Below are 24360 nucleotides of genomic sequence, written 5' to 3' on the forward strand. Positions count from 1 at the left end.
TAGTAACATTTTGACAATTAATCCAGGTTAAGAAAAGGAAGAACAACTATAAAATCGGCTAGTTTTCATTTATTTTCATTACAAACGTAACAGGGTTTAATTTTTTACTTTTGTTTATGCTATTGCAATGAATATTCTTTTGTTATCGATGGAATTGTGATTTTACCCAATCATTTCTATTTGATGATTTATAACTTTAGATAATAAATAAGCTATTCTTAAGTATGCATCTATTAAATTTAGCGTTATAGAGCGATGAAATAATGCAATTTGAATGGTGTTTGTTTCGGTAAGGCATTTATTTAATTTAAATAAAACTGCCAGACTGTATTGCAAAAGTTAATTACAATATTTTTAACCAATCTTTAAATTATGAATATGTTACATTGTTTAAAAAGTTTTCTCGCTGTTGTTGATTATAAAAATTTTTCGGCTGCGGCAAGAAATCTCCACATATCTCCATCTAAAATAAGCAAACAAATTACATGGTTAGAAGACAAGCTAAAAATAAAGTTATTGGTTCGCTCAACTACCAGCTTAATCTTAACCGAGAAAGGCTATTATCTCTATAAACAAGCATTGATTCTTTTTGAGCAATTAGGAAAAATCAAAGCTATAGGAAATGCTGAAAAATTAGAACTAATAGGTTCTCTTAGAATATATTTTACTGTTACACCCATGATTCCTTACTTAACTTCGTTAAGTATTCAGTTTATGAAAACTCATCCTAAATTAGAAATAAATATCGATATTGGTTATCAAGCGATAGACGTTCATTTATCCGAATTCGATCTAGCTGTGTCCTTCGATAGAATTAATAACCAGAAACTAGCCTGTACCAGGTTGTTTTCTGTTCAGCGTAAAATTTTTGCTTCTCCCAATTATTTAAACGAGCACGGTATTCCTGAAACATTACAGGACTTAGAGCATCATTGTTGTTTGATTAATACATTATATGGGTTACAAAATAAATGGATTTTCAAAAAGAATGTTATTTCTGTTGTGGGTAATTTTAAAAGTAATAGTGCCGATTTATTAAAACAAGCAGCCATAAACGGAATGGGACTTATCTGGGTACCTTATTTTTCGGTGCGTACAGAGGTAGATACAGGGCTATTAGTACCAGTATTACCCGAGGAAACTTCACCTGAGATAAATCTTTATGCTATTTATCCAAAACATTTAACTTATGAAGAGAAAATTTGTCAATTATTGAATTATTTTCAGGAACAAGCATTGGCTGATGGAATTGCTAATAAGCCTAATTGTTGACTTAGAAACTTAAGTAGATATCCATTCTAAATCTCATAGTGAATGGAGCTTTCTTAGATAACTGAATATTTTTTCCATTTTAGAAATTATTACTTTCCTAATTACTGTATTCTCCAGTGTCGACAATGGTATTAAAATTGATCACGTTAGACAAATAAATGGCAAATAGCCTTAATTGCTACTTACCGATTGGCTAATAAAAATTTTGTAAACGATTAGAGAAATTTCGGAGATTAATTTTATGAAGGCGAAACAAGAGCGAAGCGTATCAGGCGTTGCTAAGAAAATTACTATTTTAGATTTTGATCAGACAGTCAGTATTCAACACACTTTCGGTGAGCATTGTTTAGACAATCATCAAAATCTATCAATGACTGATATTTATCAGCTTGGAAAAAATCATGCGATCCAGAATGTAAAAATGGGCATTGAAGCGGTGCTAAAGCATAATGACAGTGATGAGTTAACTGCCATTGCGACCTATCATAACAATCCAACCTACATTGCTGGGTATGTTTCTCGGATTCTAGGTAAAGAACTTATTTTTCAGAAAACATTATACTCAACTCAGCCAACTACTGCCATTAACGTATATAAGGTCGCTGGCATAGAAAGACCCTTCTTAATTTCTTATCTTCCCGACTTAGGCCTTGCATTCCAAACAAAGGTGAACCAATTAGCAGGTAAAAATAACCAAATTAATTTTTTAACACAAGTACTGAATAACGAAGGTCAAATTGATATAAATAATTTTATCATTAACTTTTATGATGACACTCAGAAAAACTATACTAATGCGAAAGGATTGCCGAAGGTGAATTCTTTTTGGGTTCAAGGTAATACCAGCAAATTTTCACTCCAAGAGCAACATCTTTGTACGGAGCAGACTTTTGTAAATGTTGAGAACAACCAAACACTTCAAATACCTGCTGTTGTTAATCTCCCGATCCAGCCTGTTGCCATGGTTAATCCGAATACGCCGACCAGAAATCCTGCAGTTTACACCGTGCAACCGGTAGTACCTCTGAATAATAATCCTTATGGATATGTTACTGGACGCGATGCACATCCACACTACTATGTGAGTCTTCCTCCAAATAACAACCCAAACCCCGTTGTTAGTTCGCCTGCTGTTGCTAATCCTGTTACCATGGTTAATCCGAATCCGATGAATATGCCGACCAGAAATCCTGCAGCTTACGCCCCGCAGCCGCTAGTACCTCTGAATAATAATCCTTATGGATATGTTACTGGGCGCGATGCACGACCTGAGCAGTATGTGAGCGTAGCTCCAAATAACAACCCAAAACCTGCTGTTATTTCGCCTGTCATCACAATGAATGTAACCGCAACACCAGGTGTTGATTTAAGTGGCGTTCGAGTGAATGAACGAAGACTGACTAGCGACAACGTTTCTTGCACAGAAATCTCTTGCTCTCAAGATCAAGCAAATTTTATTATGATGGAATTGAAAAAGAAAGGCATCAGTGTTCTCCAGCAGCCCTATATGTATAATAATTTTTTTCGAATTAAAATTGCTAGCGATTTAAAATCTACAGTATTCATTAATAATCTTATTCAGAATTATAGTTTAACCCTGAGTACTAATAGGGCTGTTAATGGGGGTGATTTTTTCAATGCAACTAATCGCAACAATACCTCGCTAGAAGGAATTGTGAATCCATTAAATTTATATAAAAATTAAATATCCCCTGTGCTTTCTTGCTTTGAGCAGGAAAGCACTCCTCTGATGATAGAAGATGATCCAAATATATTGGACAGAAGGAACCGTAATAGCGAGTACTCTTGTTGATTAAATAAATAGGGCCCCCTTTAAGTTAAGAATATCGCATCTGCAATGCTTGTTGCTCTGAAGATAAAGATTCAGTGCCGGATGTTGCAAACAGGCCATCTCGCGAGTTTCCAATAGAAACTTGAGAAGGAATAAATGAAGGTAGGATGGTTTTAACCACACTATCATTAAAGATTCCAGAAGCTACTTTATTGCCTTTGTAATCGCGTACTTCTTTAATATCTTCATTGTTCACTGCGCTGACCAACTCAGAAGTTTTAAATACATAATATCCAGGACGCTCACTATAGCGGCCTATTGTGTGTTTAAACAGGCTCATAAGTTCGTCATAGGATTTGATTTCATTCAATTTGGCTAATGCTTGGGCAACGGTTTGAGTTCCAAAAACTTCAGTTGGTTTAATTAATAGAGTATTTTCATCAGTTTGTTCTAATTTTGCAATCAAGTCAGCTCTTGCTACAGACGGTGATTCCCAGTAGGCTGAAAATGTATCATCTTTGGGGGCGTTTCTTGTGTGTGGGAACAAGAAGTTACCGATTTGATTCCAGAATGCAGCTGTAGGATTCATTTGCATTTGCGCGGTTTCCAATTCATCCATAGTTACTGTTTTACAAACTGCAGTAAACGTCACATAAGCATATTTTCCAGGCTTATAAGATAGAAAACTTTTATCATCTTGAACAGTAAGAGCATGTTGTTTTCCATTCAAATTGAGTTGATAACCAGTTTCTTGAGAATGGGTTATTTTTAACACACCAAAAGTTTCTTCTTCAATTTCTTCTGCAAGTTGTGTTAAGAAAGGATCATTTTTATTTTCGACAGTTCCACCATTAACGGTTAGTACAGAACCTCCACGAGGCCCAGCAAATACATAATTCTCTCCATTGATTTTAAAGACAATCTGTAAACCTGTTCCATCTGGAACAACACCTAACTCAGCTGCATTTTGATCATAATACGTTTGAGGTGTTACTCGAGGACTAAGTGTAATTACTTGTTCAGTCATTATATTACCCACTGTAAAACTATTTGAAGTTATTGTATTAGGAGAATATCCTGGGCAAAATTATATACAATCAAAATGAGAGAAATAACTGTTATTTTTTAACAGTTATGAGCCTAATTATTCCATGTATAATCGCCCAGAAAGTCATTATTTGGATAATAATTATGTATGAATGTGTTGATACGCTACAAAAAAATACTCATAGGGATTTAGTGGGATTACTCCAAACGGGAAAAGCAATAATAATCCTCGATAATGATGGAACTATTTTCAACTCACAACCCTCCGAGGCTTGGCGAATAAGAACAATTTTATCGACTCTTGGTGAAACGCAACTACCCACAATGGAAGCCCTTCTTGAAATTGGTTATGGTAAAAAAAACTGGGCAGATGGGCTAATTAACGCGTTAAAAGAGCAATTTCCACATCTTTCTGTTGACAACCTTGAAAAACTCAAAAGTAAATTGGAGCGTGGATCTGTAGATGAGGTCATTGTGCGCATGGGACAAAATATGCTCCCCATCCCTGGTGCAGAGCGTTTTTTACTAGAAATGAATAAAAAGGGGCATAAGCTTGCAATTTGCAGTGATAATTATTCAGATACTGTTGCTGAAGCAGTGAATCATCATATTAGAGGCGTGCATTGTCAGTTGCCAGATAATCGGGAACCTCATGAACATGCAGCTAAGAAAACAATGTGTCCGGGGGATTACCTCATTACCTTAAATGACACTATGGGCGTTAATCTTAAGCGCAAATATAAGCCCGATCCCACCAAGTTATTAATTCAGCAATTTAAAGCATTAATGGAACTAAACGTAGTAAATGCAATGCAACTCGAGGAATTCATTGCTAAACCAGAATTTAGACGAGAATTAAAATCGAACGCAAATTATCGAAAAACGGTATATATAGGTGATGATATTAACGATTATTTAGCTGCTGCAAATGCAAATTTTGATTATTTTATTGCATCGACAAAGAGTGGCAAATGTGATGAGGAACAGTTCTCCTCTAAAATTGATTCGAATATGTTCGCGATTGAAACGATAATGGTTGATAACCTACAAATGCTTCATGAGTGGATCAATGTAGTACCCTGCAGAATCACTACAGAGATTATTACAAATACAAAAGTAACTCACTCAAGAGCGGGAGCAAATTCGAATGGTTTTTTTGATTCAAATTCTAACGTAAGCACTCAAGAAACCGTTCAAGCTTCTTTACCTACTCATAGTTTTTAAGAGAGGAAGTAACTGAACAGCGTCCTCAAATGTTGGGGATAAATAAGATTGTATTTATCCCGATCATTTCCAAAGATGTTCCTATTACGGATATTTATATTCCATTTTTATATTTTTGTTTCGGTTCCCCGTTTTTTAGGAAACGGAATAACACAGGCAATAACTAAGCCCAACAAGGAGACGATAATCAGTAAATACATCGTATGCTGCAGTACTATTTCTGAATATAGATTTTGTTTATTCACTAGATTAGTTTTATGAAAATAATAAATAAATTCTCCCATTACCCATAAGATGAAGGCACCAAATAACTGGGCTATCATAGTATTAAAGCTGAAAGCGCTTGCTGTAATATCTTCGGGAATGGATAATTTGATTAGGATGGTACTTAAAGCAAATGCACCCGCAGTAAAACCTAATAATATGAAACAATTTATTAAAAAAAACTCGTTGAAATTAGAAACTGTTATCAGAGTTAACATCGCGGAAGCCAAAGCAGAAGAGAGAACCATCATTTCTTTTAGGCCAACTTTTTGAGCTAAAACAGCAATAATTGGAGCACCTATCGCATAACCAACAAAAGTAGCGGAAATAAAATAGGTGGTCTTTAAGTGATCCATATGATAGTGAAGTTTTAAAAAGGGTGTTGCCCAGAAACTTGCAAAAGCAATGATAGGAGTAAGAACACATCCTCCATACAAGCCTGTTAACCAGTTACTCCATTTCTTTAAAAAAAATCTGCAGTCCTTAAAAAAAATTTTCATACTTTTATTATTGTTTTTATGCGTGCTATATTTCGTATCATGTAAATGGACAGAAATAAAAAACAGTAAGGCAATTACTAGGGCAAAAAAACCTGCATAAAGCAAGGAGGCACGCCAATTAAATGGGGCAGTGAATTTGAGAAGAATAAAACTACCGCAAATAGCACCAGTTAGGCCTATGGTGAGCGTTAAACCAGAGAGTAAGGGGAATAGATTGGCATGGAAATATTTTTTAATAATTGTGTACGAAGAGATTAGTGTAAAAGTTGCATAGGCACCCATTAACAAGCGGGCTATGATTAATTCAACATCAGTTTTAGCCAGATAGAATAAAAAACAGGATATCGCAGCTATTATCAATGAAAGAGGCAACATTCTTTTTACGCCATAACGATCAATTAAAACACCACTAAATGGTAAAGTAAGCACGTAGGATATGAAGAAAAGAGCGGCTAAATCGGTTAGATCAACAATAGTTAGGAAAAAATCATTGATTAAATAATGAGATAAAGTGCTTACTACTTGACGTAAAAAATATTGATGAGAATAAGTCAAGCTTGCTAAAAACCACATTGACCAAATTAAGATAAATGTAAAGATATTAATTTTATGACCACTCTTTTTCATGCTTATCCTTTTTAAATAAGCCTAAAATAGTGAAATTTTTCTATATTATCAATAAGCTTGATAAGATGAGTTTAGGAAATGTGATTCATGCCGGGCAACCGATGAGTGTTCAAAAAATAGCATTTAGTATTTTTTGAGTATACTCTATAGCTAGACGATTAAAAAACCAACTGGAGTTGGAATGATTTTATCTAGACGTAATAATTATATTGATTCCCTGAGAATCACTATTTCATTATTTCTTCCTATTGTTTTAGCCGCATCTTTAAATCAGCTCGATAAAGGTTTAATTATTGGATTTAGTTCATTTTTAAATGGAATATGTGGGGTAGGGGAAAACAATTGGCAACGTTTTTATGCGACTTTAAGCGCTGGAATGCTTATTACTTGCACGACTGTTTTAGGGTCCTTATTTGCGCCAACATCATCTATAATCTTGGTTTTATTTGGCATTAGCCTCTTTATCGCAGGTCTTGTTGTTCATTTGAAAAATGAAGCAATCTCTATTGTAACTTATTTTGGGGCAGTAGGTTGGTTAATTGGTAGTAGCATGCATGCAGGAGGAATGAGCTCGCAAAGTTTATTTCTCCTATGGATAGCTGGAGTTATTTTATCGCTACTATTTCTGATTATTAGTTTTCCAATTCAGTCTCAAGAGATGATGCATCAAAAGAAATCCAAACATAAAATTGATTTGTGGCAATTTGATGGCATCATTTATGCATTTGAATTAGCGAGCTTAGGAATATTGTGTACGGCAATCGCTTTTCATATCAATCCTCAACATGGCATTTGGGCAACTGCCACAGCACTTGCTGTACTTCATCCTGAACATAACACAAGGTGGCTTCGTATTATTTATCGTATGATTGGAACATTAATTGGGGTTGCTTTAACAATCATTTTTGTACATCTCTTACAACAATCAATTTATCTTTTGCTATTTGCTGCTTGTTGTTCATTGATAGCACTTATCATGCGAAAGCAACATTACGGAATATTTATGGTATTCGTAACGCCAATGATTATTATTGTAGCTGGCATAAATTCCCCAGCTATAATTCCTCTTGCTGAAGAAAGAGCTCTTTATACGGGAATGGGTATCGGATTTGCTGCCTTGTTTACTCTAGTGATGTCGCTACGATTTTGGCGAAAAAACTCCCACATTGATAATGAGGCATATATCAATATTGACTCAAATTAAATAGCTTCTGTAATGAAAAAACTTGCAAGAAAAAAATCAAAGCAAACGATATACGGCTACTTTTTTCATATAAAAACTTGGAACTTGGAAGAAAAGAAGAAAACAGACTATCTTTATTTGAAAGCGATGTTATTTATAGAAACCAGTTTTATGGGGGGTTATTCCAAGGATGCTAATCCCCATTAGGTATAGGAAATAGGAAGTCCAAATTTTTGCAATGGAGCCGTTCAATGAGTATAGATCAGCTGCAATACGCAATCATTTATTAATTGAAAGGCCCCTGATAGCATCCAAACAAGGAGGTTATGATGAATATTGATTTAGGAAACGCAGATGCAGCGGTTGGAATTTCTTTCAGTGTCATCACCGATTTTCTTCGCGAGCTAACTCGGCTTGGGCGGTTACCGAACCATCTGGAGTTTGACCGGGACATTGGCGGACAACCTTCTCATATTATTGTTCTGCTCGATCCCTTTGAGTTTGTAATGGTAACGCAGGGGCCTGATTCTCCCCGAAGTATTTTGCGTATTTTGGGAACGATCGAGATACGACCTGCTTCTGACCCAGACGCAACTCCCTTGGTAGTCCCTCTTGATGCGGCAGCAAGATTAACCGTGATCTTGGTCGATGCTGAAGCAGTTGCGGAGATTGGCTTTCGTTATGATGGGGTTGATGGAACCCCTTCACCCGCAGAAATAGCAACTGATATTGACAATTTCATGAATAGCTCCGAGGTACAAGACATACTTACAAATACACGACTTGCGATTGCCGATAGCCTTGTTCGAGGTCTGAATGACACAAGATTCATCGACCCTAATACCAAGCCTGAAGATTCTGAATGGAATGTTGCGCTTACCTTAACACCAGCCGGAGCAGACAGCGCTGATGCTTTCGTCCTATCAGCCAGTCCACCGGCAACAGCTCCAGCATTAACAATCACAGAAAGTTTTGTTGCACCACGAACAGGGCTTGCTATTGCTTATAATAGGAATTTCTTGGACATGGTTTTAGAGCGGGGTGCAGCGGCCAAAGTGGGGCAAGAAGTTGACGGTGCAGAGGTAACCTCCTTGTCAATGTCGATGGCTGATAATGGAATTCAAATAACCGGGCATGTAATTCGGGAGATTGATACGCCTATTATTGATGTGGCTCCTGATGTTGATATCGACTTCAATGGCGTGGCTATTCCACGGCTGATCCGAGGTACAACGGGGATGACGATGGATACATCTGGAATTGATGTTGATGTTGATGATAGTGATGAGATCTTTTATGGAGCGCTAAAATGGGTGCTATCTATTGGGGCATCGGCACTTCTCTTTACGGGAGTAGGGAGCTTAACTGCCCTAGGTATTTTTTTGTGGATAACACTTGTGCAGAAAGTTTGGAACGGTGCTGTGGAACTTGACAATGCTCCGAATGTTCTCAGAGAAAGTTTGGGGACTGGTCTCGGCGCTCAACTAAGCGTACTTGCTGATTCTCTTGATGATTCAACTCCTGCTGGAGAGCTAACGGTTGATGGAACTCCTGATTCAGCTTTAGTGGTGAATGGCAATATGGTTCTATTTGCTCAGGTTATTAGTACCTCGATAATGGCACGGATGCGTTCTGCTGAATACTCTCACCGATTACGACGTTTCGTCATTTTTGAACTTGATGACAGGCGAAGATTTCGTGCGCAGGAACTGGCTAGGTTGATGAAAGCAGGTAAGATTTTTGTGTCGGGTTTTCATCATGTCAACGGAAAATATGTACGTTCTGATCACGATAATTCGGCGGCCAACAATTTGCTCAAGATGTTTAAATCCAATGAGACGAGAGAGGTTGTTGTGAAAAATCGTTGATGAGTTGTTAGCAGCTTTCAAAAATAGCCTACTTGAATGACAGTATGAGTGGAAGCAGAGTGAATTATCATAGTTATTCTACCAACCACTGCGCTTTGCGCCGCATCTTTTCACTGCGGGATAATCGTTTATGACCCGATTCGTCCTTCCAGTATTCCCGTTGTTGAACAAACGGTACTATCATTACCTGTTTTAAGTGATTATCCTTTTTCCGCGCATATCCAGGAACACCGATATCAATGCGTTCCTGGGAGACACCTAAACCTATAGTTTGGTGTAATCTGTCCCAAATCGAAAAAACAACAGAGTAGTTTGAATCCGTTTCTCTCCGAAAATTAGAGTGATGAATTCCATGCATTCTTGGTGTGACGAAAATAAAGTTCAGCGCCTGCTCCAAACGCAAAGGTAAACGCATATTTGAATGATGGAAAAAAGTACTCATCTGAAATAAGACTTCGTACATCAAAAAAGTACTCGTTGATACGCCGATGAACGCTACTTGAAGAGCTCGAAAAAACGTAGAAAGCGCCACTTCACCAGGGTGAAATCGAAAACCAGTGGAAACATCAAGATCGGGATCGAGATGGTGTACATTATGAAAACGCCATAGGAACGGAATTTTGTGGTTGGCAATATGCCAATAATAGAAGCTAAGATCCAACAATAAAAACCCGACCAAAACTTCCCAAAGGCCTGTAACTTTAAACCACTGCATTAGTCCGAACGGCGTGTTGGCGGTCCAACCAAGGAAAAATCTTGTTGTCGGACGTATCAGAAAAAAGGCTACAGTAAAGGTCGTTAAGGAAACTGCAATATTAACAGTCAGGCGGGAAAGGGTGTCTCTTTTACGTTTCCTGAGGGGAAACATTCTTTCCAGAAAAAATAAAATGAGTGTAAATACAGTCGCAATAAATATTCCAGTCAATGCATGATCCTTAAAGTCGCCCTACGGTTGTATTTTTTTCGGCGGTATGACAGGAATGCTGTCAAAATCACAGGTGCAATTACTGGTTGCTTCCGGAGGAAGTGGTACTTGTGTAAAATCAGCGGGAAAACAAACGGAGATATTCCACGCCGAATCACCAGGATTTATTGTCCCTGGCAAAGGCCAAAAACGTTTAGAAACATAGACTTTATCTTTATCGTTTTCCCAAAAAACGGGAGAAAATTGTGCACGAAACATTAAACTCTGGGCAACCGAACAGGAAAAAGTCTCACGTACCCAAGATTTTCCCGCAGGCACTGTAGGCGTTATTAAAACTTTTTCTGTTAACCCGTCTATTACTTGTACAGTAACGTTATATTTAGTCCAACAATTATCCTTGGCTAAGGTGTAGTAACAAGTAAAAGCCCACAATGAGCAAGAAGCAATAAAGCTTAGAATAAAAATAAAGAGTCGTGCTAACATGATGCAATCCTTTTATTATTAGGGTCTGTAACCATTTTTCCTGCTTCAAAATGACACTCTCATAGAATGAAATGCTACAACGAGTTTTCATTTTAAGTGTAGCATACTTATATTTTTCGCTGATTTAATCAAAATTCGACACTCGTAGTAGATTCAACTACTGAATTTAGGTTTAAGAGGAACTTTAGATTGGAACGTTGTCATTGTTTATAGATGATCTAATAATTTGAATAATTTTTTTACTTACCGGATTGTTATGTTTTTCAGGTCTATAGACTAAACAAATCTCATCTTTAAATACAGGCGCATCGTCTAATTTTTTAAGATGTTTGTATTGAGATGTCACCCTTGTAGGTAGAATACCATAGCCAAGACCTAAAGAGGTTAGTTTAGCTACAACCTCAAGGCTGGTAGAATTAATCTCACCCTTAAAAGTTAGCTTTTTGCCAATTTTTTTAAGTATGTATTGTGATTGAGCAAGCTTTCTATCATAAATAAGTTTATTTTGGGCATTCTTGGCATAAAAGACGGAGACTTCATCAGTAGATAGCTTTATGATAACGAGATCAGGATGTTGTATGGGGTTCACAACAATACCAAAATCTGCTTCCCAACTTATCACTTTTTCTGTCATCTCTCGTGAATGGCCATGAATAAAATTAAAGTCAAGCCCAGGATAATGCACTTGAAGTTTTGGCATAAAGTACTCAAGCGCATAAAGAGCGACCGAAGGGTGAAGAGCAATGGTATAGTTTCCTTGAACAAAGCCTGATTCAGGATTCGCTATGTTTTGAAGTTGCTCCCATTCATATAATAGACAATGAGCGCGTTGCTTAAACTCTTCTCCAAGTTTCGTGAGCTGGATCCCATTTTTAAGTCTAATAAATAACAGCCCGCCAAGTTTATTTTCGAGTCTCTTTATGGAATAACTAAGTGCAGGTTGCGATATTCCAATAATTTCAGATGCTCTTGTAATATTGAGCGTATCACTGGCAACTATAAAATACTTTATATCATCCAATAATAAAGACATAAATTCATCAGATTAACATGAGATATAAATAAAATTTATCACAACCATTAAAATAAATCATTTTAATTATTTGTTGAAGATCTGTACTCTTCATTTTAGGAGGGAAGGAAAATGAAAAATACAGCATTCACTTTAATTACAGAGAATCATTACCCTAAAGATTCCGTACTTATAAAGTCATTAGATAAAGCCTCTGCTATGGAAATTGCCCAAAGAATATTAATGGAAGTAATGATTTTTCGTCGTGTTCCGAAGGGTATTAGCTTATGTAGTAGAGATTGTCAAAAGTGCTCTTTACCCCATTTGCCAAAAATCATCTCAGCAGTTAAAAAGAATGAGCCTGTTACTTTTATAGTACCGGCTTTCCCTGGAAAGTCTCCAAATCCTGAAAAAGTTCTGGGTCCTTTGCCCGATCATGCTGAACGACTTTCTCTTAATTTTTTGGGAACACTTTGTCAGCGAATAAAAAAATTTTATACACCCGGCGTTAAAATTATTCTGTGTTCTGATGGCAGGGTTTTTAGTGATGTGCTGGGCATGAAAGAAAGTAATGTGACCGCCTACCAAGTTGAGCTAGATAGACTTATAAAGGAAATGTCTCTTTCAGACCTATCTCTTTTTAACCTTGATTACGTTTATAAAGATCTTCATTTTGTCCGAATGCGTGAGGAGCTTATGAAAAGTTATGGACAGTCCTTAGAGTTTCTTAAGCTCAAAATTCGTAACGGCGCCAAATCATCAGCAAATCCTGATGAGGAAGAGGCAAACCGTATGTACAGTGGAATCATTCGTTTTCTATTTGAAGATGCCATGCACGCAGGTCAAACAAAAAGTCGTTCTGCTGTCCAAAAAGAATCTCGTTCTAAAGCATATGAGGTCATAAGAAGAAGTAATGCTTGGAGTGTGCTCATTTCTGAGCGTTTTCCTGAGGCAGTGCGACTGTCCATTCATCCACAAACTTGCGGATCAAAAAAATTAGGAATTCGTTTAATAGGAAATGAAAGCTGGATGACCCCCTGGCATGGTGTTGCTGTTGAAAGCAAGAAAGGGTATGTCTTACTAAAACGTTTAGAAGCGGAAGCTTTAGGTGCAAAATTGATTTATTCTTCTGATGGACGTTCTAGCCATTATCGATTAATGACGGAGGTGTCTTATGAAGTATAAAGTAACGCATCTGCAACCATTTGGTGTGCTCTTAGAATCTATGTATGAAAAGACGAAGGTGAAGGATCTAGATGTAGAGAACTTGCGTCATTTATTTGAGAAGAACCAACTTCTTGTATTAAGAGGGTTCGAGACATTTCAAAACGCTGAGGATTTTTCTAATTATTGCGAATTCTGGGGCCAAGTTAGTCTTTGGCCATTTGGAAAAGTGCTTGAGTTAATTGAGCAAGACAACCCAGAAGATCACATTTTTGATCACAGCTATATGCCGCTGCATTGGGATGGTATGTATCGACCTCAAGTTCCCGAATATCAGATTTTTCATTGTGTTAAAGCGCCCTTGCCTGGACAAGGAGGACGGACGACTTTTTCAAACACCATTTTAGCATTAAAGTGTGCCTCTTCTGAAATAAAAGAGTTTTGGAGTAAAGTGACGGGTACTTATCAACGAAAAATGGAATTTTATAGTAGCAAGACGGTATCACCAATTATTACTAAGCATCCGCAAAAGAATTGTTCAGTAATTCGTTACAATGAACCTCCATCTATAGATAAAGGCCATTTTATAAACCCACCTGATCTGGAATTTACTGGTATTAACCATGAAGAGTTAGATAGGTTCCATCGAAGTTTAGAAGAAGCCCTTTATTCACCGGATAATTTCTACGCCCATGAATGGCAAACAGGGGATATAGTCATCGCTGATAATTTTTCGCTATTACATGGTAGAGAGGGATTTGCCTCCAAGTCCCCTCGTCATATCCAACGAGTTCATGTTTTGAGTAATCCTCCTTTTGATAATCCTGGTCTGGAGTCTTATGAATGAGTGCGCAAGTTGCAGATGTTGTGATTGTTGGTGCTGGTCCGGTAGGTCTCATGTGTGCCTACCTAGGACAACTTTGTGGTATCCATACTGTTATTGTCGATAAGTCTGAGGGTCCTTTAAAGGTTGGAAGAGCTGATGCGCTTAATGCACGTACCTTACAACTTCTTGAGTTAGTTGATTTATTTGATGAACTTTATCCTTTAGGAAAAACCTGCAATACCAGTTCTGTTTGGGCTAACGGAACATTCATCTCCCGACAATCGTCATGGTGGGAGGAGCTGGAGGGTTGTTTGCATAAACATTTCCTCATGCTGGATCAGTCCTATATAGAAAAACTGTTAGATGAGAAACTTAAAGAGACTGCTGCAGCAGTAAAGCGTTCAACAGCAATCATAAACATTGAGCTTAATAAATCGGGATGTCTCACGACTCTTTCAAATGGAGAACGTATTCAATCAAGATACGTCATTGGCGCGGATGGTGCGCGTTCCTTTGTTCGAAATCACTTTGAAATACCTTTTGAAATCACCCGGCCACAAATTATATGGGCTGTAATCGACGGCATTATCGACACCGATTTTCCAAAAGTTCCTGAAATCATTGTTTTTCAGGCTGCGACATCCGATGTAGCTTGGATTCCAAGAGAAGGTGAAATCGACAGGTTTTACGTAAGAATGGATACGAAAGACTTTAGCTTGAATGAAGCAATTGACAAAATTAATCATGCAATGCAGCCTCATTCCTTATCTTTTAAGAAGATTGTCTGGTTTTCACAATTTTCGGTCAAGGAGTCTGTAGCCGAGAACTTCTTCGTGCATGATCGTATTTTTCTTGCAGGGGATGCATGTCATATTCATTCAGTAAATGGGGGACAAGGCCTCAACACAGGTCTTGCAGATGCATTTAATCTCATGTGGAAGTTATATAGGGTTCTTTATTGCGGAGCTCCCCGAGAACTTTTACAGAGTTATGAAGACGAGCGTAAACCAGTGGCGCGTGATGTGATAGAGACTTCAGGTGAGCTCGTCCGTTCGACTAAGTATTCACTGAATGGGACTCACGCCCAGGACTACGTAAAGATTATCCAAAGACGGGCTGGAAACATCACGGGGATGGGTATTCGTTATGGAAACCTAGGACTCAATGGTTCTCGACTCTTTGATTTTGAAGTGTTTAACGGCATTGTCAAAACGCGACTTTACTCTCTTTTAGACTATATGAAATTTACGTTACTCCTCTTTGGTTCTTGTGAGTTGGATCTAAAATTTCCAGAGTTTGTCTCCGTTATTCAAATTTATCCAAACCAATGTCAAGGAAATTTTTGGACAAATAACATTCAATATATAAACCAGGCAATTTTAGTAAGACCCGATTCCTATATTCAATCCTCCACGTCATTAGAGAATGTTGAGTCTTTAGTTGAATTGGCCAGAAAAATCAATACAAATAAGGTACCTAGTATATGAATAAACCTGTTATTATTGTCGAGCCAGTATCCTCAGGAGTAGAGTTGGCTCCAGCGTTTAAAGCTCGAGGGATACCTGTTATTGCGGTTACACTTAAATCTCTAGATTGGGTTGGATTTGGAGCTAAAATCCAAACTTCCGACTTTGTTGCGATTATTCCAGACCAACCAAATCTTATAGAGATTCTTAGGAAGTATGAGCCTCTTGCCATTATTCCTGGTGCTGAGGAAGCGGTTCCTCTTGCGGAAGCTCTGGCTATAGCGTTAACACCTCAGTTTGCCAATGATCCTAAAAAATCAGTGCATCGATTCCATAAGGCGTTCATGCAAAAAGCGTTGCAGGAAGCAGGGGTTCCAGCCCTTAAGACGCTCCATACTTCGTCTGAAAATGAAGCTGAAAGTTGGATTAAGACCAACGGATTCGTTGATTCTCCGTTTATAATTAAACCCCCGGCATCTGCTGGCAGCGATAAAGTTTTCCACATTCCAGCAAAAGGAGATTGGAAAAAGGCATTCAACCGAGTTTTATCTGAACCCTCTAAACTTACTGGGAAAATGAACGAAAGCGTTGTCGTTCAGGAACTGGCAATGGGTACGGAATTTGCTGTAGGTACTGTGAGTGCCAATGGAAAACACCATTTGGCACATTTAATTAAATACAATAAAACATCATTCAATGGTCGTAAAACGGTTTACGACCATGTTGAATTTGTACCTTATAGTGAAGAACTGTATGGTGAGTTATTTGACTATACTCAAAAGGCATTAGATGCTTTGGGAGTCCGCTGGGGAGCTGCTCATAATGAAATCATGCTTACTAAAGAAGGTCCTCGCCTCATCGAAACAGGTGCCAGAATGTGCGGTGGTCCAGTTGTGGGCTTTGCTCGCGAAGCTACTGGCAGCAGTCAAGCGGATAAATTAGTTGAGATCTATGCTGATGGTGATGTCGCAACAAAAAAATATGTATTTAAAAAAACGGTTGTACCTGTCTTTTTGAAGTCACCAGCTCAAGGAACAATATCGAATGTTGAAACCTTCGCTGACATTTCTAAATTGCCGACTTTTCTTAATGAACATATTTGGTTTAAAAATGGTGATCTTGTTCCCCAAACAGTAGATTATCTAACGAGTATTGGAATAGTGGGGCTGGCTGGAGATAGGGAGTCAATTTTATTAGATTATGAAAAAATTCGAACTATGGAAGCGAAATTAGTTATCGAATGATTCTATTTTGATTTTTAATGCCGACCAATAACTTCAAATCATTAGGGATGATTGTCAACAGACCCTAGATTTCTTCTAATATTTGCTTAAGCTTCGCTAAATCAGGTGGTTTAGCGAGATGATAATCAAATCCTGCAAGGTGCGAATTTTCAATATCATTGGGTTGGGCATATCCAGAAAGTGCAATAAGATAAGTTGCACTCAGATTTTTATCAGACTTGAGGGTTTCAGCAACTTGATAGCCATTCATACCAGGTAAGCCAATGTCACATAAGATTAAATTGGGTTTTATGGCCTGTGCTTTTTGAATTCCATCAGGTCCATTATGCTCAATGTAAATTGTGTGACCAAACATCTCGATCACCATGCCTAGACTATCTGCGGCATGAATAATATCATCGATGATGATATTATTTTTTGCTTCACTTCTTCTAAGTCGTCATTCTTTAATACTAAGAAGAAGTGAAATAATTGATTAATGTACAGAGATATCTTTCAATGCGTCACCGGATAGTTTTGTGTCGCAATGTAATGCTATATCACCTAGAGACAAAATGCCGGATAATTTTTTATTCTTATTTAGTACAATTAGACGACGAATTTGTTTCTTTTTCATGCTATCAAATGCTTTTTGAACATCATCATTCTCATAGCAATAACATACCTCTTGATGCATTACATTTTTCACTGGCGTATCTAATTCTTTTTTATTAGCAAGGGCTGAGATAACGATATCACGATCGGTGAGTATACCAACGATTTTATCGGTTGCTTTATCGCCAACCGGCAAAAAGCCTGTATCTAATTCGCGCATTTTCTTTGCTGCATCAAAAATGGTAGCAGTGGTGAGCAAAAATTCTGGTTCTTTGCTCATGATTTCCTTAACTTGCATGATAACCTCCTTGAAATAATTTTCTTAGAGAATTTATTTGATACATATTGCATATTAATAGTACACTAAATTTTCAGAAAATCAACTTTTTAAGCAAGATTAATTCATCAGTTTTGAACGTTTTGGTTATCGAATAGGGTTCATTTTTGAATGTCCTTTTGAAAAGCGATAGCAATGGCGTCAGGTTATCAATTATGCGTCATCACTATTGAAATTCCATCAAATTGGATGTAAAATGCTCATTTTGACAAAGTATAATCCTTTTAAAAGCATGAAAATTTATTTAGTAGGCGGCGCAGTCCGTGACAAATTACTCGGATTTCACCCCAAAGATAATGATTGGGTTGTTGTAGGAGCAACCCGAAATGAACTATTAGAGCTGGGTTATAAGCCAGTGCATAAAAGCGATTTCCCTGTCTTTTTGCATCCTGAAACCAAAGAAGAATATGCTCTTGCTCGGCTTGAAAAGCGAACAGGCTATGGGCATGGTGGTTTTGAGTTCGATATTGCTCCTACGATTACTTTAGTAGATGATTTAAAGCGACGAGACTTGACAATTAACGCTATGGCGTTCTCTTTTGAAGAAGAAAAACTGGGTGAATTAATTGATCCTTATCATGGAAAAGTTGATTTGGAAAAACAGATATTACGGCATATATCGCCTGCATTTGTTGAAGATCCGCTTCGATTAATACGTACGGCGCGCTTTGCTGCTTGCTTAGGTTTTGAAGTTGCCCCAGAAACAATGGAGCTCATGAAGCAGATGGTTGCTGAAGGAAAACTCAGTGAACTCAGTAATGAGCGAATTTGGAAAGAAATGGAACGGGCACTCATGGGACCACAGCCAGAGAAATTTTTCGATGTATTAAAAGAATGCGGTGCGTCTCGTCTTTTATTCCCTCATATAAAAATACCCGGGCCTAGTATCAACGCCATGCAACGAGCCGCAGATCATAAAAATTCAGCTCCAGTACGTTTTGCTGCTTTGATGCATGATTTGACACAAGAAGAAATAATCAAATTTTGCAAACAATTCAACGTATCCAATCAATACCGTGACTTAGCATTATTAACAACCAAAAATTTGCCACAATTCCGACGTGTTTCTGAATTGCAGGCTCCAGAATTATTGGATTTAGTAACAAACATTGGTGCGTTCCAAAATAAGGAACGCTGTAACGATTGCTTGGATGTTTTTGAACGATGCACCCAGGAGTCGGCCTCTATAGAAAAAGTACGCCATGCTATTCAAACAGTTAAATCCATTAATACTAAAGAACTTGCTTTGAAATATATAGGTCATGAGATCACTAAAAGAATTAAAATAATGCGTATTGAAGCAATCCAACAATGTATGCATTTGGAATTAGAAGGACATAGCCTGGATATTTGAGATCCCTGATAAAAGTAATTTAATATAAAACACACATAAACTGCGGTTTAGTTGTGGCTTTTATTTATTTGGTATTAATAAAATACCAAAAGATAAAATGTGGTGTGAATCTAAATCCAGAACCTTTACAAACTAATTCTATTTCTCATCTAAACAAGCATCATGAAGGCATGAGCTACATGTGTTACTTGACGATGCTCCCAAGATGTAATAGCGTCTTAGGGTAAGAAAAATAGCCAAATAATAATTAAGGATAATTATGCAATTGCGAATCAAGAAACATGTGCTTTTTACATGCTTAGTACTGCCTCTATCGTGCATGGCTGGAACGATGGGCAATAGTGGAAGTTCTAAACTTTGGTCTATTCCACTTCAAGGAGGTTTTTTTGGGGCTTCTCAAGGCAAAGCACAACATATTGATATTGAAAGTTTGATTGGGAACCGTTATACCGTAGAAAATAACTCGCAAATCAGTGGCCTTGCTGGTATTGGCTTGTATTTCAATGGTTATTCTCAAGAACGCATACAGCTTTCTTATGGAGTGAACTTGTTCTATTTAGGGCAGACAACTGTTCGTGGCGATATAGTACAAGAAGATTTATTCACCAATCTTTCTTATCAATATAACATTCAAAATCTACCACTTTATGCTGCGGCAAAAGCAATAATTGCTACAAACAATCCAACATACAACATTACTTTTGATGCTGGAATAGGTCCAAATTTTATGTGGACTTCGAACTATCGTGAAACACCATTAGCTGATTTTATTGTACCGGATAACGCATTTAAAGGATCTAGTTCAACGACATTCAGCGTTACAGCAGGTGTGGGATTACGCTTGAATGATATTCTCGGTCCAATGCCAATTGAGTGTGGCTATCGTTTCTTTTATCTAGGTAAAGGAAATTTGAGTAAAGAAAATGATTTATATCTCAATACACTAAACACGGGTGATACGTATGCTAATGCACTCGTGTGCTCGGTTACCGTTTTCTAAGTTGAGCACGACATAAAAAATATGGAATGCTTTTTCTGTCACTAAATATGACCTGTATGAGCGGTGCTTCATATGGCTTTGGAACGTTATTTAGACCCTCCGCTTTTCGCCTGAATCTTCTACACATCTTGTCTATCGCAAATAAAACAGGATCCAATTATTTTTTTTGCAGAAGGAGACGGTATTGAGAGCATCGTCACCCTCTGCGTAAGCAGGGGGTCTCATACGCGTATGACTGCAAGGTGAAGTTTAGAGCAAAGATTTGTTACTTTTAGACCTTCCGCTTTTGCGGAAGGAGACGGTATTGAGAAGTCCCCCCCTCTGCGCAAGCAGCTGTCTCTTGATGAGATAGGATCAAGAGACAGGCTTTTCGCGGAGGGTGACGTTCTTTCGAAACTAAAAGTTGCTACCGACACCCCATTCTTTCCTCAAGTTAACGCTATTGAGTGTTCACGGAGAGCGTCTTATTCTACGCTTATGAACTAATATAGTGGGGATATTTTCCTGGAGAAAATGAATACATCATTATAAGATATCATTATGTGTAGTCGTTGAATTCTTGGAAAAAATGATTTTAATGTTTGCGATCCCTAATTGTGAGACTGTCAAAAAAGCTCGCCTTTTCTTAGAGAAAAATAAAATTGATTATGAGTTTATCGATTTCAAAAAATGCCCACCAACAAAGGCACAAATAAAAGCATGGAGTGAGTACTCTGGTGAACTTCCAATCAACAAAAAAGGAATGACTTATCGAAAATATAAAGACCATTATGAATCATTAAGTCTTCCAGAAAAAATAGATTTTATAATCGCAAATACCTCGCTTATCAAGCGACCTATTTTGATGCAAAATGATAAAACAGTTGCGTTAGGTTTTAACGAAGAACATTATAAAGAACTAATAACGATATTTATCAGGTAGCCTACTTTTATAGTTTAAGTTCAAGGGATTATTACGTCACCTTATGTACCAATAGATTAAATCGATAAACTATATCCGAAATATCATTAAGAGCGGTTGTTGAGCGTACTATGTGATGCGCTTCTTGGCTTGTTACTGGTAATTTTTTAGCGCGCTCATCTGGGTTAAAAAACGAGTCTTTAGGCGAATTGGAATAATGTTTCATTACTTCCCCTTTGTTATTTAATAAATTAACAAAAAGAGCAAAATTTCATCAAATGAATATTAAGGAAATCTTAATTTGCTTAAGTTTTATGTAAAAAAATTTTCGGGAAATAGAGAAATCAAACAGAATGTTGTTCCTATACACACTTTTTTAGAATACAAAATACAATTATTTATGTAATAATATAAACCTAGATAAAGGGAGACTCGTGGTGATCAGGCACTCAGCAAGCTTATTGAATTAGATGCATTATTTTCAAATACTCATGAAATCAAACCACCTATTAAAAATCATTCTGGCTAGCGCTTCTCCGCGGCGTTTACAAATATTGCAGGAGCATGGGTTTACTGCTGTGGTTATGCCTGCGGATATTGAAGAAATTTTGCAAAAAGACGAAGAGGCTAAAGAATATGTAACCCGTCTTGCTCGAGAAAAAGCTCAAACTGTTTTGTCTCAAGTTGCAATAGACGACGCGGATCTCATTTTGGCAGCAGACACTACAGTGGTTTATCGGAATCATATTCTAGAAAAACCTCACAACTACGAAGATGCATATAGAATGTTGCGCATGTTAAGCGGCAATTCTCATGAAGTTTATACGGGTTATGCCTTGGTTTTTCTACCACAACAACAATGGTGTATTGATTATGTGACAACCAATATTACTTTTCACTCCCTTACCGAACAACAAATAAAAAACTACATTGATTCAGGAGATCCTTTTGATAAGGCTGGAGGATATGGTATTCAGCAAGTACGAGATACTTTTGTTAAAGAAATTAAAGGCTCCTATTACAATGTAATGGGATTACCCATAGAGGAAATTTTGAAAAAAATATCGTAAGCGCTTCATGCACCGGGCGTCATCTATTTTTTTGCCATATAGATAATTGCGCTATGGAGTGCTGAAACTGGCGCTCTGTTTCACGAATTACAAAAGGAATGTCCTCAGTTGCAATTAGGTTAAATCGAGATTTTAGCAAAGATTTTATGCCCTCTATGGTTTTTTGAAATTCTCCATTAACTCTAATCCCTCCTAGCCAATTGGATTTATCAGTGTATTCTTCTAGCCAGGTATAGGAGGAGGTTAAAGCCAGAATTCCTTTAGGACTAAGACGATCACTGATTGATTTTAAGAAAAGGGCTGGATTGTAAAGTTTGTTTATTAGATTTCCACAAAATACGAAATTATAATCTTTAAAAATCGGCTTTAGATTGCATGCATCTCCTTGAATAAAATGAATTTTATCAATTAAATCGTAATAGCCTAGATCAGATAATTTCAGTTCTTTATAATCAACTAAATCACCTTCAGACGTTATTGCATAGCGAATGATTCCTGTTTCTTTTAAACGCACTACTTGCTGTATAAAACGAGTTGAAAAATCAATTGCATCAACATGTTCAAAATACTTCGCTAATTCAAAGCTAAAACGACCCACCGAACAACCAAGGTCTAACGCTTTTAAAAGAGGAACATGAATAAAAAATTCCTTGCATCGGTTAATACACGTTACCGGAAAGTTGGGTACTTCGAAGTATTCATTTCCATAATGAAATTCTAAAGATCGAGCGATTATTTGATCCGTTTCATAACCATTCATTTTTTCTGTTAACAGTAAGGGGGTGTCACTTTGTACATAGCGAAAACCTGCATGCTGAAAGAAATGACGCCTAAACGCATAACGTGATTTTTTTGTGGCCAAATTACCTGTCGAAATCCAAGATCCCCCCTTAATTAAATTGTGTTGTCCATCAAAAGTTGGGGTAGAGAAATCATCATACAGTGGATGCACTTTAAAACCTGGAAATGCATCTATTGGCGTTTCAGTCCATTGCCATACATTGCCTATAACATCATAGAACGATCCCATTTTAAATTTATTTATTGGGCATGATGAAGCGTAGTACTCAAGATTGATATTCCCAGGGGCCTTTTGCCAATCAGTGATATTCCCTTCGATTTTATGACGTAGAATAGTCCATTCTTCCTCTGTAGGTAAGCGGATATATTTTTTTTCAGTAAGTGATTTCCAATTACAAAAAGCTTTAGCCTCATGATAATTCACTTCAACAGGCCAGTTAAGTGGCAAAGGTATTTCTTCACATAAATTTCTTTGCCAAAATTGACCATTTTCAAAGCGCCAAAAACGGGGCATTTGGGCTTTGGTGTACGTCAGCCATTGTTTTCCTTCAGATGTCCACCACTCTAACTTTTCATATCCTCCGGCTTCAATAAAAAGTAAAAATTCCTGATTAGAGACTAAAAATTTTGAGGCAAAAAAATCATTGACCCCAACTTCTTTCTTACCGTATTCGTTATCCCATCCAAAGAGTGTATGCTCCTGTTCACGACCTAATAAGAGATGTTTACCAGTTACTGCAATTAATTCATTTAGGGGAGCACTACCAACTTCAGTACAGGCTTGCCAGTTTTTCGATTTACGTAAGTAGATTAATGGAACCATTCTTAAAATGACAGAAGATGTTTCAAGGTGAATTCGCTCATGTTCAATACCCATCAAAATAAGCCAAATTAGAGAATCTTGGTTTATCGTTGTTCCGATAGGTAGGTTATCAATTAAGCGCTCAATTAATATTTTTACTTGCTTACGATAATCAGCAACTTCTTTAACTTTAGGCCAATTATAATGGGTTGTATTCAAATCATCCCAGGACATTTCATCAACCCCAACGGCAAACATGGATTCAAATTGTTCATTAATTCTTTTATCAATGTATTGTCCAAGAATCAGTTTATTGATAAAAAAAGTTGCTGTATGGCCGTAATAAAATATCAACGGATGTCTTAAAGGTTCGGCACGAAGGTAATAGGCCTCGTCATTAGCAATACACGTAAATAGATTTTCATAAGTTTCAAAAGTGTTCCTGAAATATTTTTTCAGCTCATCTCGTTTTTGTACGGTCAATAAACTATCTAGTACAGGCGTTTTGAATGTATTTATCGTGTTTGCTTCCATTCTCTAATACCTATATTTTAATAAATAAGATCTTAATTTATATATGCATATTTCGCGCCAAAATTTCATA

General features: G+C 37.2%; 22 protein-coding genes. 13 read left to right on the forward strand and 9 right to left on the reverse strand.

The annotated features are described in order from the left end of the window. Positions 1 to 372 precede the first annotated feature (372 nt). Together Lgra_RS07570 and Lgra_RS07575 are read left to right on the forward strand one after the other, a co-directional pair. Positions 373 to 1272, forward strand: coding sequence for a LysR family transcriptional regulator (locus Lgra_RS07570; protein WP_058498643.1), 900 nt, complete (start codon positions 373 to 375; stop codon positions 1270 to 1272). A 241-nt stretch (positions 1273 to 1513) separates the two neighbouring features. Beyond that, positions 1514 to 2977: a hypothetical protein gene (locus Lgra_RS07575; protein ID WP_058498644.1), complete on the forward strand. Its 1464-nt coding sequence runs from the start codon at positions 1514 to 1516 to the stop codon at positions 2975 to 2977. Positions 2978 to 3110: 133 nt separating this feature from the next. Here the strand turns inward: Lgra_RS07575 and Lgra_RS07580 are convergent, their stop codons facing one another. Then, positions 3111 to 4091 carry a hypothetical protein gene (locus Lgra_RS07580; RefSeq protein ID WP_058498645.1) on the reverse strand — a complete coding sequence of 327 codons (981 nt, stop codon included), beginning with the start codon at positions 4089 to 4091 and terminating at the stop codon, positions 3111 to 3113. A 164-nt stretch (positions 4092 to 4255) separates the two neighbouring features. Between Lgra_RS07580 and Lgra_RS07585 the strand changes: the two genes are divergently transcribed. Further along, complete coding sequence (locus tag Lgra_RS07585; RefSeq protein WP_058498646.1) at positions 4256 to 5335, forward strand: HAD family hydrolase; 1080 nt, start codon at positions 4256 to 4258, stop codon at positions 5333 to 5335. A 107-nt stretch (positions 5336 to 5442) separates the two neighbouring features. Here the strand turns inward: Lgra_RS07585 and Lgra_RS07590 are convergent, their stop codons facing one another. Next, positions 5443 to 6726 (reverse strand): MFS transporter, encoded by a 1284-nt coding sequence (locus Lgra_RS07590; protein ID WP_058498647.1) that lies wholly within the window; start codon positions 6724 to 6726, stop codon positions 5443 to 5445. Positions 6727 to 6907: 181 nt separating this feature from the next. On the opposite strand from Lgra_RS07590, the gene Lgra_RS07595 reads away from it, so the two are divergent. Both Lgra_RS07595 and Lgra_RS07600 read left to right on the forward strand, forming a co-directional pair. Continuing rightward, on the forward strand, positions 6908 to 7930 hold the full coding sequence (locus Lgra_RS07595) for an FUSC family protein (protein WP_058498648.1): 1023 nt from the start codon (positions 6908 to 6910) through the stop codon (positions 7928 to 7930). 308 nt (positions 7931 to 8238) lie between these two features. Further along, complete coding sequence (locus Lgra_RS07600) at positions 8239 to 9777, forward strand: hypothetical protein (protein ID WP_058498649.1); 1539 nt, start codon at positions 8239 to 8241, stop codon at positions 9775 to 9777. Positions 9778 to 9850: 73 nt separating this feature from the next. Here Lgra_RS07600 and Lgra_RS07605 read toward each other — a convergent pair whose 3' ends face one another. The 3 genes from Lgra_RS07605 to Lgra_RS07615 form a co-directional block, all read right to left on the reverse strand. Further along, positions 9851 to 10702, reverse strand: a complete 852-nt coding sequence (locus Lgra_RS07605) for a sterol desaturase family protein (RefSeq protein ID WP_058498650.1) — start codon at positions 10700 to 10702, stop codon at positions 9851 to 9853. 21 nt (positions 10703 to 10723) lie between these two features. Then, the gene (locus Lgra_RS07610; protein ID WP_058498651.1) at positions 10724 to 11185 is read right to left on the reverse strand and encodes a hypothetical protein; all 462 of its coding nucleotides are present in this window, start codon (positions 11183 to 11185) and stop codon (positions 10724 to 10726) included. A gap of 184 nt (positions 11186 to 11369) precedes the next feature. Then, positions 11370 to 12218, reverse strand: coding sequence for a LysR family transcriptional regulator (locus tag Lgra_RS07615; RefSeq protein ID WP_058498652.1), 849 nt, complete (start codon positions 12216 to 12218; stop codon positions 11370 to 11372). Between the two features lie 111 nt (positions 12219 to 12329). On the opposite strand from Lgra_RS07615, the gene Lgra_RS07620 reads away from it, so the two are divergent. Genes Lgra_RS07620 through Lgra_RS07635 form a run of 4 tightly spaced genes read left to right on the forward strand, consistent with a single transcriptional unit; the run spans position 12330 to position 16897 of the window. After that, on the forward strand, positions 12330 to 13382 hold the full coding sequence (locus tag Lgra_RS07620) for an L-tyrosine/L-tryptophan isonitrile synthase family protein (protein WP_058498653.1): 1053 nt from the start codon (positions 12330 to 12332) through the stop codon (positions 13380 to 13382). Continuing rightward, positions 13372 to 14208, forward strand: a complete 837-nt coding sequence (locus Lgra_RS07625; protein ID WP_058498654.1) for a TauD/TfdA dioxygenase family protein — start codon at positions 13372 to 13374, stop codon at positions 14206 to 14208. The genes Lgra_RS07620 and Lgra_RS07625 overlap by 11 nt, the downstream gene beginning before the upstream one ends. Continuing rightward, positions 14205 to 15674 (forward strand): FAD-binding protein, encoded by a 1470-nt coding sequence (locus tag Lgra_RS07630; RefSeq protein ID WP_058498655.1) that lies wholly within the window; start codon positions 14205 to 14207, stop codon positions 15672 to 15674. Before Lgra_RS07625 ends, Lgra_RS07630 begins: the two co-directional genes overlap by 4 nt. Next, positions 15671 to 16897 (forward strand): ATP-grasp domain-containing protein, encoded by a 1227-nt coding sequence (locus tag Lgra_RS07635; protein ID WP_058498656.1) that lies wholly within the window; start codon positions 15671 to 15673, stop codon positions 16895 to 16897. Before Lgra_RS07630 ends, Lgra_RS07635 begins: the two co-directional genes overlap by 4 nt. A 64-nt stretch (positions 16898 to 16961) precedes the next feature. On the opposite strand, the gene Lgra_RS07640 is transcribed toward Lgra_RS07635, so the two are convergent. Next, positions 16962 to 17306, reverse strand: coding sequence for a response regulator (locus Lgra_RS07640; RefSeq protein WP_338011219.1), 345 nt, complete (start codon positions 17304 to 17306; stop codon positions 16962 to 16964). Between the two features lie 66 nt (positions 17307 to 17372). Further along, complete coding sequence (locus Lgra_RS07645) at positions 17373 to 17789, reverse strand: CBS domain-containing protein (protein WP_058498658.1); 417 nt, start codon at positions 17787 to 17789, stop codon at positions 17373 to 17375. A 235-nt stretch (positions 17790 to 18024) separates the two neighbouring features. Here Lgra_RS07645 and Lgra_RS07650 point away from each other — a divergent pair, with 235 nt between their 5' ends. The 3 genes from Lgra_RS07650 (at position 18025) to Lgra_RS07660 (ending at position 21104) form a co-directional block, all read left to right on the forward strand. Then, a complete protein-coding gene (locus Lgra_RS07650) occupies positions 18025 to 19182 on the forward strand; it encodes a tRNA nucleotidyltransferase/poly(A) polymerase-related protein (RefSeq protein ID WP_238584388.1) in 1158 nt (385 codons plus the stop codon). Between the two features lie 259 nt (positions 19183 to 19441). Beyond that, a complete protein-coding gene (locus Lgra_RS07655; protein ID WP_058498659.1) occupies positions 19442 to 20182 on the forward strand; it encodes a hypothetical protein in 741 nt (246 codons plus the stop codon). 568 nt (positions 20183 to 20750) lie between these two features. Continuing rightward, positions 20751 to 21104, forward strand: coding sequence for an arsenate reductase family protein (locus tag Lgra_RS07660; RefSeq protein WP_058498660.1), 354 nt, complete (start codon positions 20751 to 20753; stop codon positions 21102 to 21104). A 31-nt stretch (positions 21105 to 21135) separates the two neighbouring features. On the opposite strand, the gene Lgra_RS17795 is transcribed toward Lgra_RS07660, so the two are convergent. Continuing rightward, on the reverse strand, positions 21136 to 21309 hold the full coding sequence (locus Lgra_RS17795) for a hypothetical protein (protein WP_157068261.1): 174 nt from the start codon (positions 21307 to 21309) through the stop codon (positions 21136 to 21138). Positions 21310 to 21574: 265 nt separating this feature from the next. Here Lgra_RS17795 and Lgra_RS07665 point away from each other — a divergent pair, with 265 nt between their 5' ends. Next, positions 21575 to 22153, forward strand: a complete 579-nt coding sequence (locus Lgra_RS07665; RefSeq protein WP_058498724.1) for a Maf family protein — start codon at positions 21575 to 21577, stop codon at positions 22151 to 22153. 19 nt (positions 22154 to 22172) lie between these two features. Here the strand turns inward: Lgra_RS07665 and ovoA are convergent, their stop codons facing one another. Continuing rightward, positions 22173 to 24290 carry a 5-histidylcysteine sulfoxide synthase gene (ovoA, locus tag Lgra_RS07670; RefSeq protein ID WP_058498661.1) on the reverse strand — a complete coding sequence of 706 codons (2118 nt, stop codon included), beginning with the start codon at positions 24288 to 24290 and terminating at the stop codon, positions 22173 to 22175. Positions 24291 to 24360: the final 70 nt, after the last annotated feature.

Source organism: Legionella gratiana (assembly GCF_001467695.1).
Taxonomy (GTDB): Bacteria; Pseudomonadota; Gammaproteobacteria; order Legionellales; family Legionellaceae; genus Legionella; species Legionella gratiana.

What these genes read in the sequence shown, in the direction of transcription:
- Lgra_RS17795 (WP_157068261.1), bottom strand. Translation starts at nt 21,309, where the DNA reads ATGAAACATTATTCCAATTCGCCTAAAGACTCGTTTTTTAACCCAGAT.
- Lgra_RS07570 (WP_058498643.1), top strand. Translation starts at nt 373, where the DNA reads ATGAATATGTTACATTGTTTAAAAAGTTTTCTCGCTGTTGTTGATTAT.
- Lgra_RS07630 (WP_058498655.1), top strand. Translation starts at nt 14,205, where the DNA reads ATGAGTGCGCAAGTTGCAGATGTTGTGATTGTTGGTGCTGGTCCGGTA.
- Lgra_RS07610 (WP_058498651.1), bottom strand. Translation starts at nt 11,185, where the DNA reads ATGTTAGCACGACTCTTTATTTTTATTCTAAGCTTTATTGCTTCTTGC.
- Lgra_RS07590 (WP_058498647.1), bottom strand. Translation starts at nt 6,726, where the DNA reads ATGAAAAAGAGTGGTCATAAAATTAATATCTTTACATTTATCTTAATT.
- ovoA (WP_058498661.1), bottom strand. Translation starts at nt 24,290, where the DNA reads ATGGAAGCAAACACGATAAATACATTCAAAACGCCTGTACTAGATAGT.
- Lgra_RS07615 (WP_058498652.1), bottom strand. Translation starts at nt 12,218, where the DNA reads ATGTCTTTATTATTGGATGATATAAAGTATTTTATAGTTGCCAGTGAT.
- Lgra_RS07575 (WP_058498644.1), top strand. Translation starts at nt 1,514, where the DNA reads ATGAAGGCGAAACAAGAGCGAAGCGTATCAGGCGTTGCTAAGAAAATT.
- Lgra_RS07660 (WP_058498660.1), top strand. Translation starts at nt 20,751, where the DNA reads ATGATTTTAATGTTTGCGATCCCTAATTGTGAGACTGTCAAAAAAGCT.
- Lgra_RS07600 (WP_058498649.1), top strand. Translation starts at nt 8,239, where the DNA reads ATGAATATTGATTTAGGAAACGCAGATGCAGCGGTTGGAATTTCTTTC.
- Lgra_RS07665 (WP_058498724.1), top strand. Translation starts at nt 21,575, where the DNA reads ATGAAATCAAACCACCTATTAAAAATCATTCTGGCTAGCGCTTCTCCG.
- Lgra_RS07650 (WP_238584388.1), top strand. Translation starts at nt 18,025, where the DNA reads ATGCTCATTTTGACAAAGTATAATCCTTTTAAAAGCATGAAAATTTAT.
- Lgra_RS07585 (WP_058498646.1), top strand. Translation starts at nt 4,256, where the DNA reads ATGTATGAATGTGTTGATACGCTACAAAAAAATACTCATAGGGATTTA.
- Lgra_RS07655 (WP_058498659.1), top strand. Translation starts at nt 19,442, where the DNA reads ATGCAATTGCGAATCAAGAAACATGTGCTTTTTACATGCTTAGTACTG.
- Lgra_RS07620 (WP_058498653.1), top strand. Translation starts at nt 12,330, where the DNA reads ATGAAAAATACAGCATTCACTTTAATTACAGAGAATCATTACCCTAAA.
- Lgra_RS07635 (WP_058498656.1), top strand. Translation starts at nt 15,671, where the DNA reads ATGAATAAACCTGTTATTATTGTCGAGCCAGTATCCTCAGGAGTAGAG.
- Lgra_RS07625 (WP_058498654.1), top strand. Translation starts at nt 13,372, where the DNA reads ATGAAGTATAAAGTAACGCATCTGCAACCATTTGGTGTGCTCTTAGAA.
- Lgra_RS07595 (WP_058498648.1), top strand. Translation starts at nt 6,908, where the DNA reads ATGATTTTATCTAGACGTAATAATTATATTGATTCCCTGAGAATCACT.
- Lgra_RS07645 (WP_058498658.1), bottom strand. Translation starts at nt 17,789, where the DNA reads ATGCAAGTTAAGGAAATCATGAGCAAAGAACCAGAATTTTTGCTCACC.
- Lgra_RS07580 (WP_058498645.1), bottom strand. Translation starts at nt 4,091, where the DNA reads ATGACTGAACAAGTAATTACACTTAGTCCTCGAGTAACACCTCAAACG.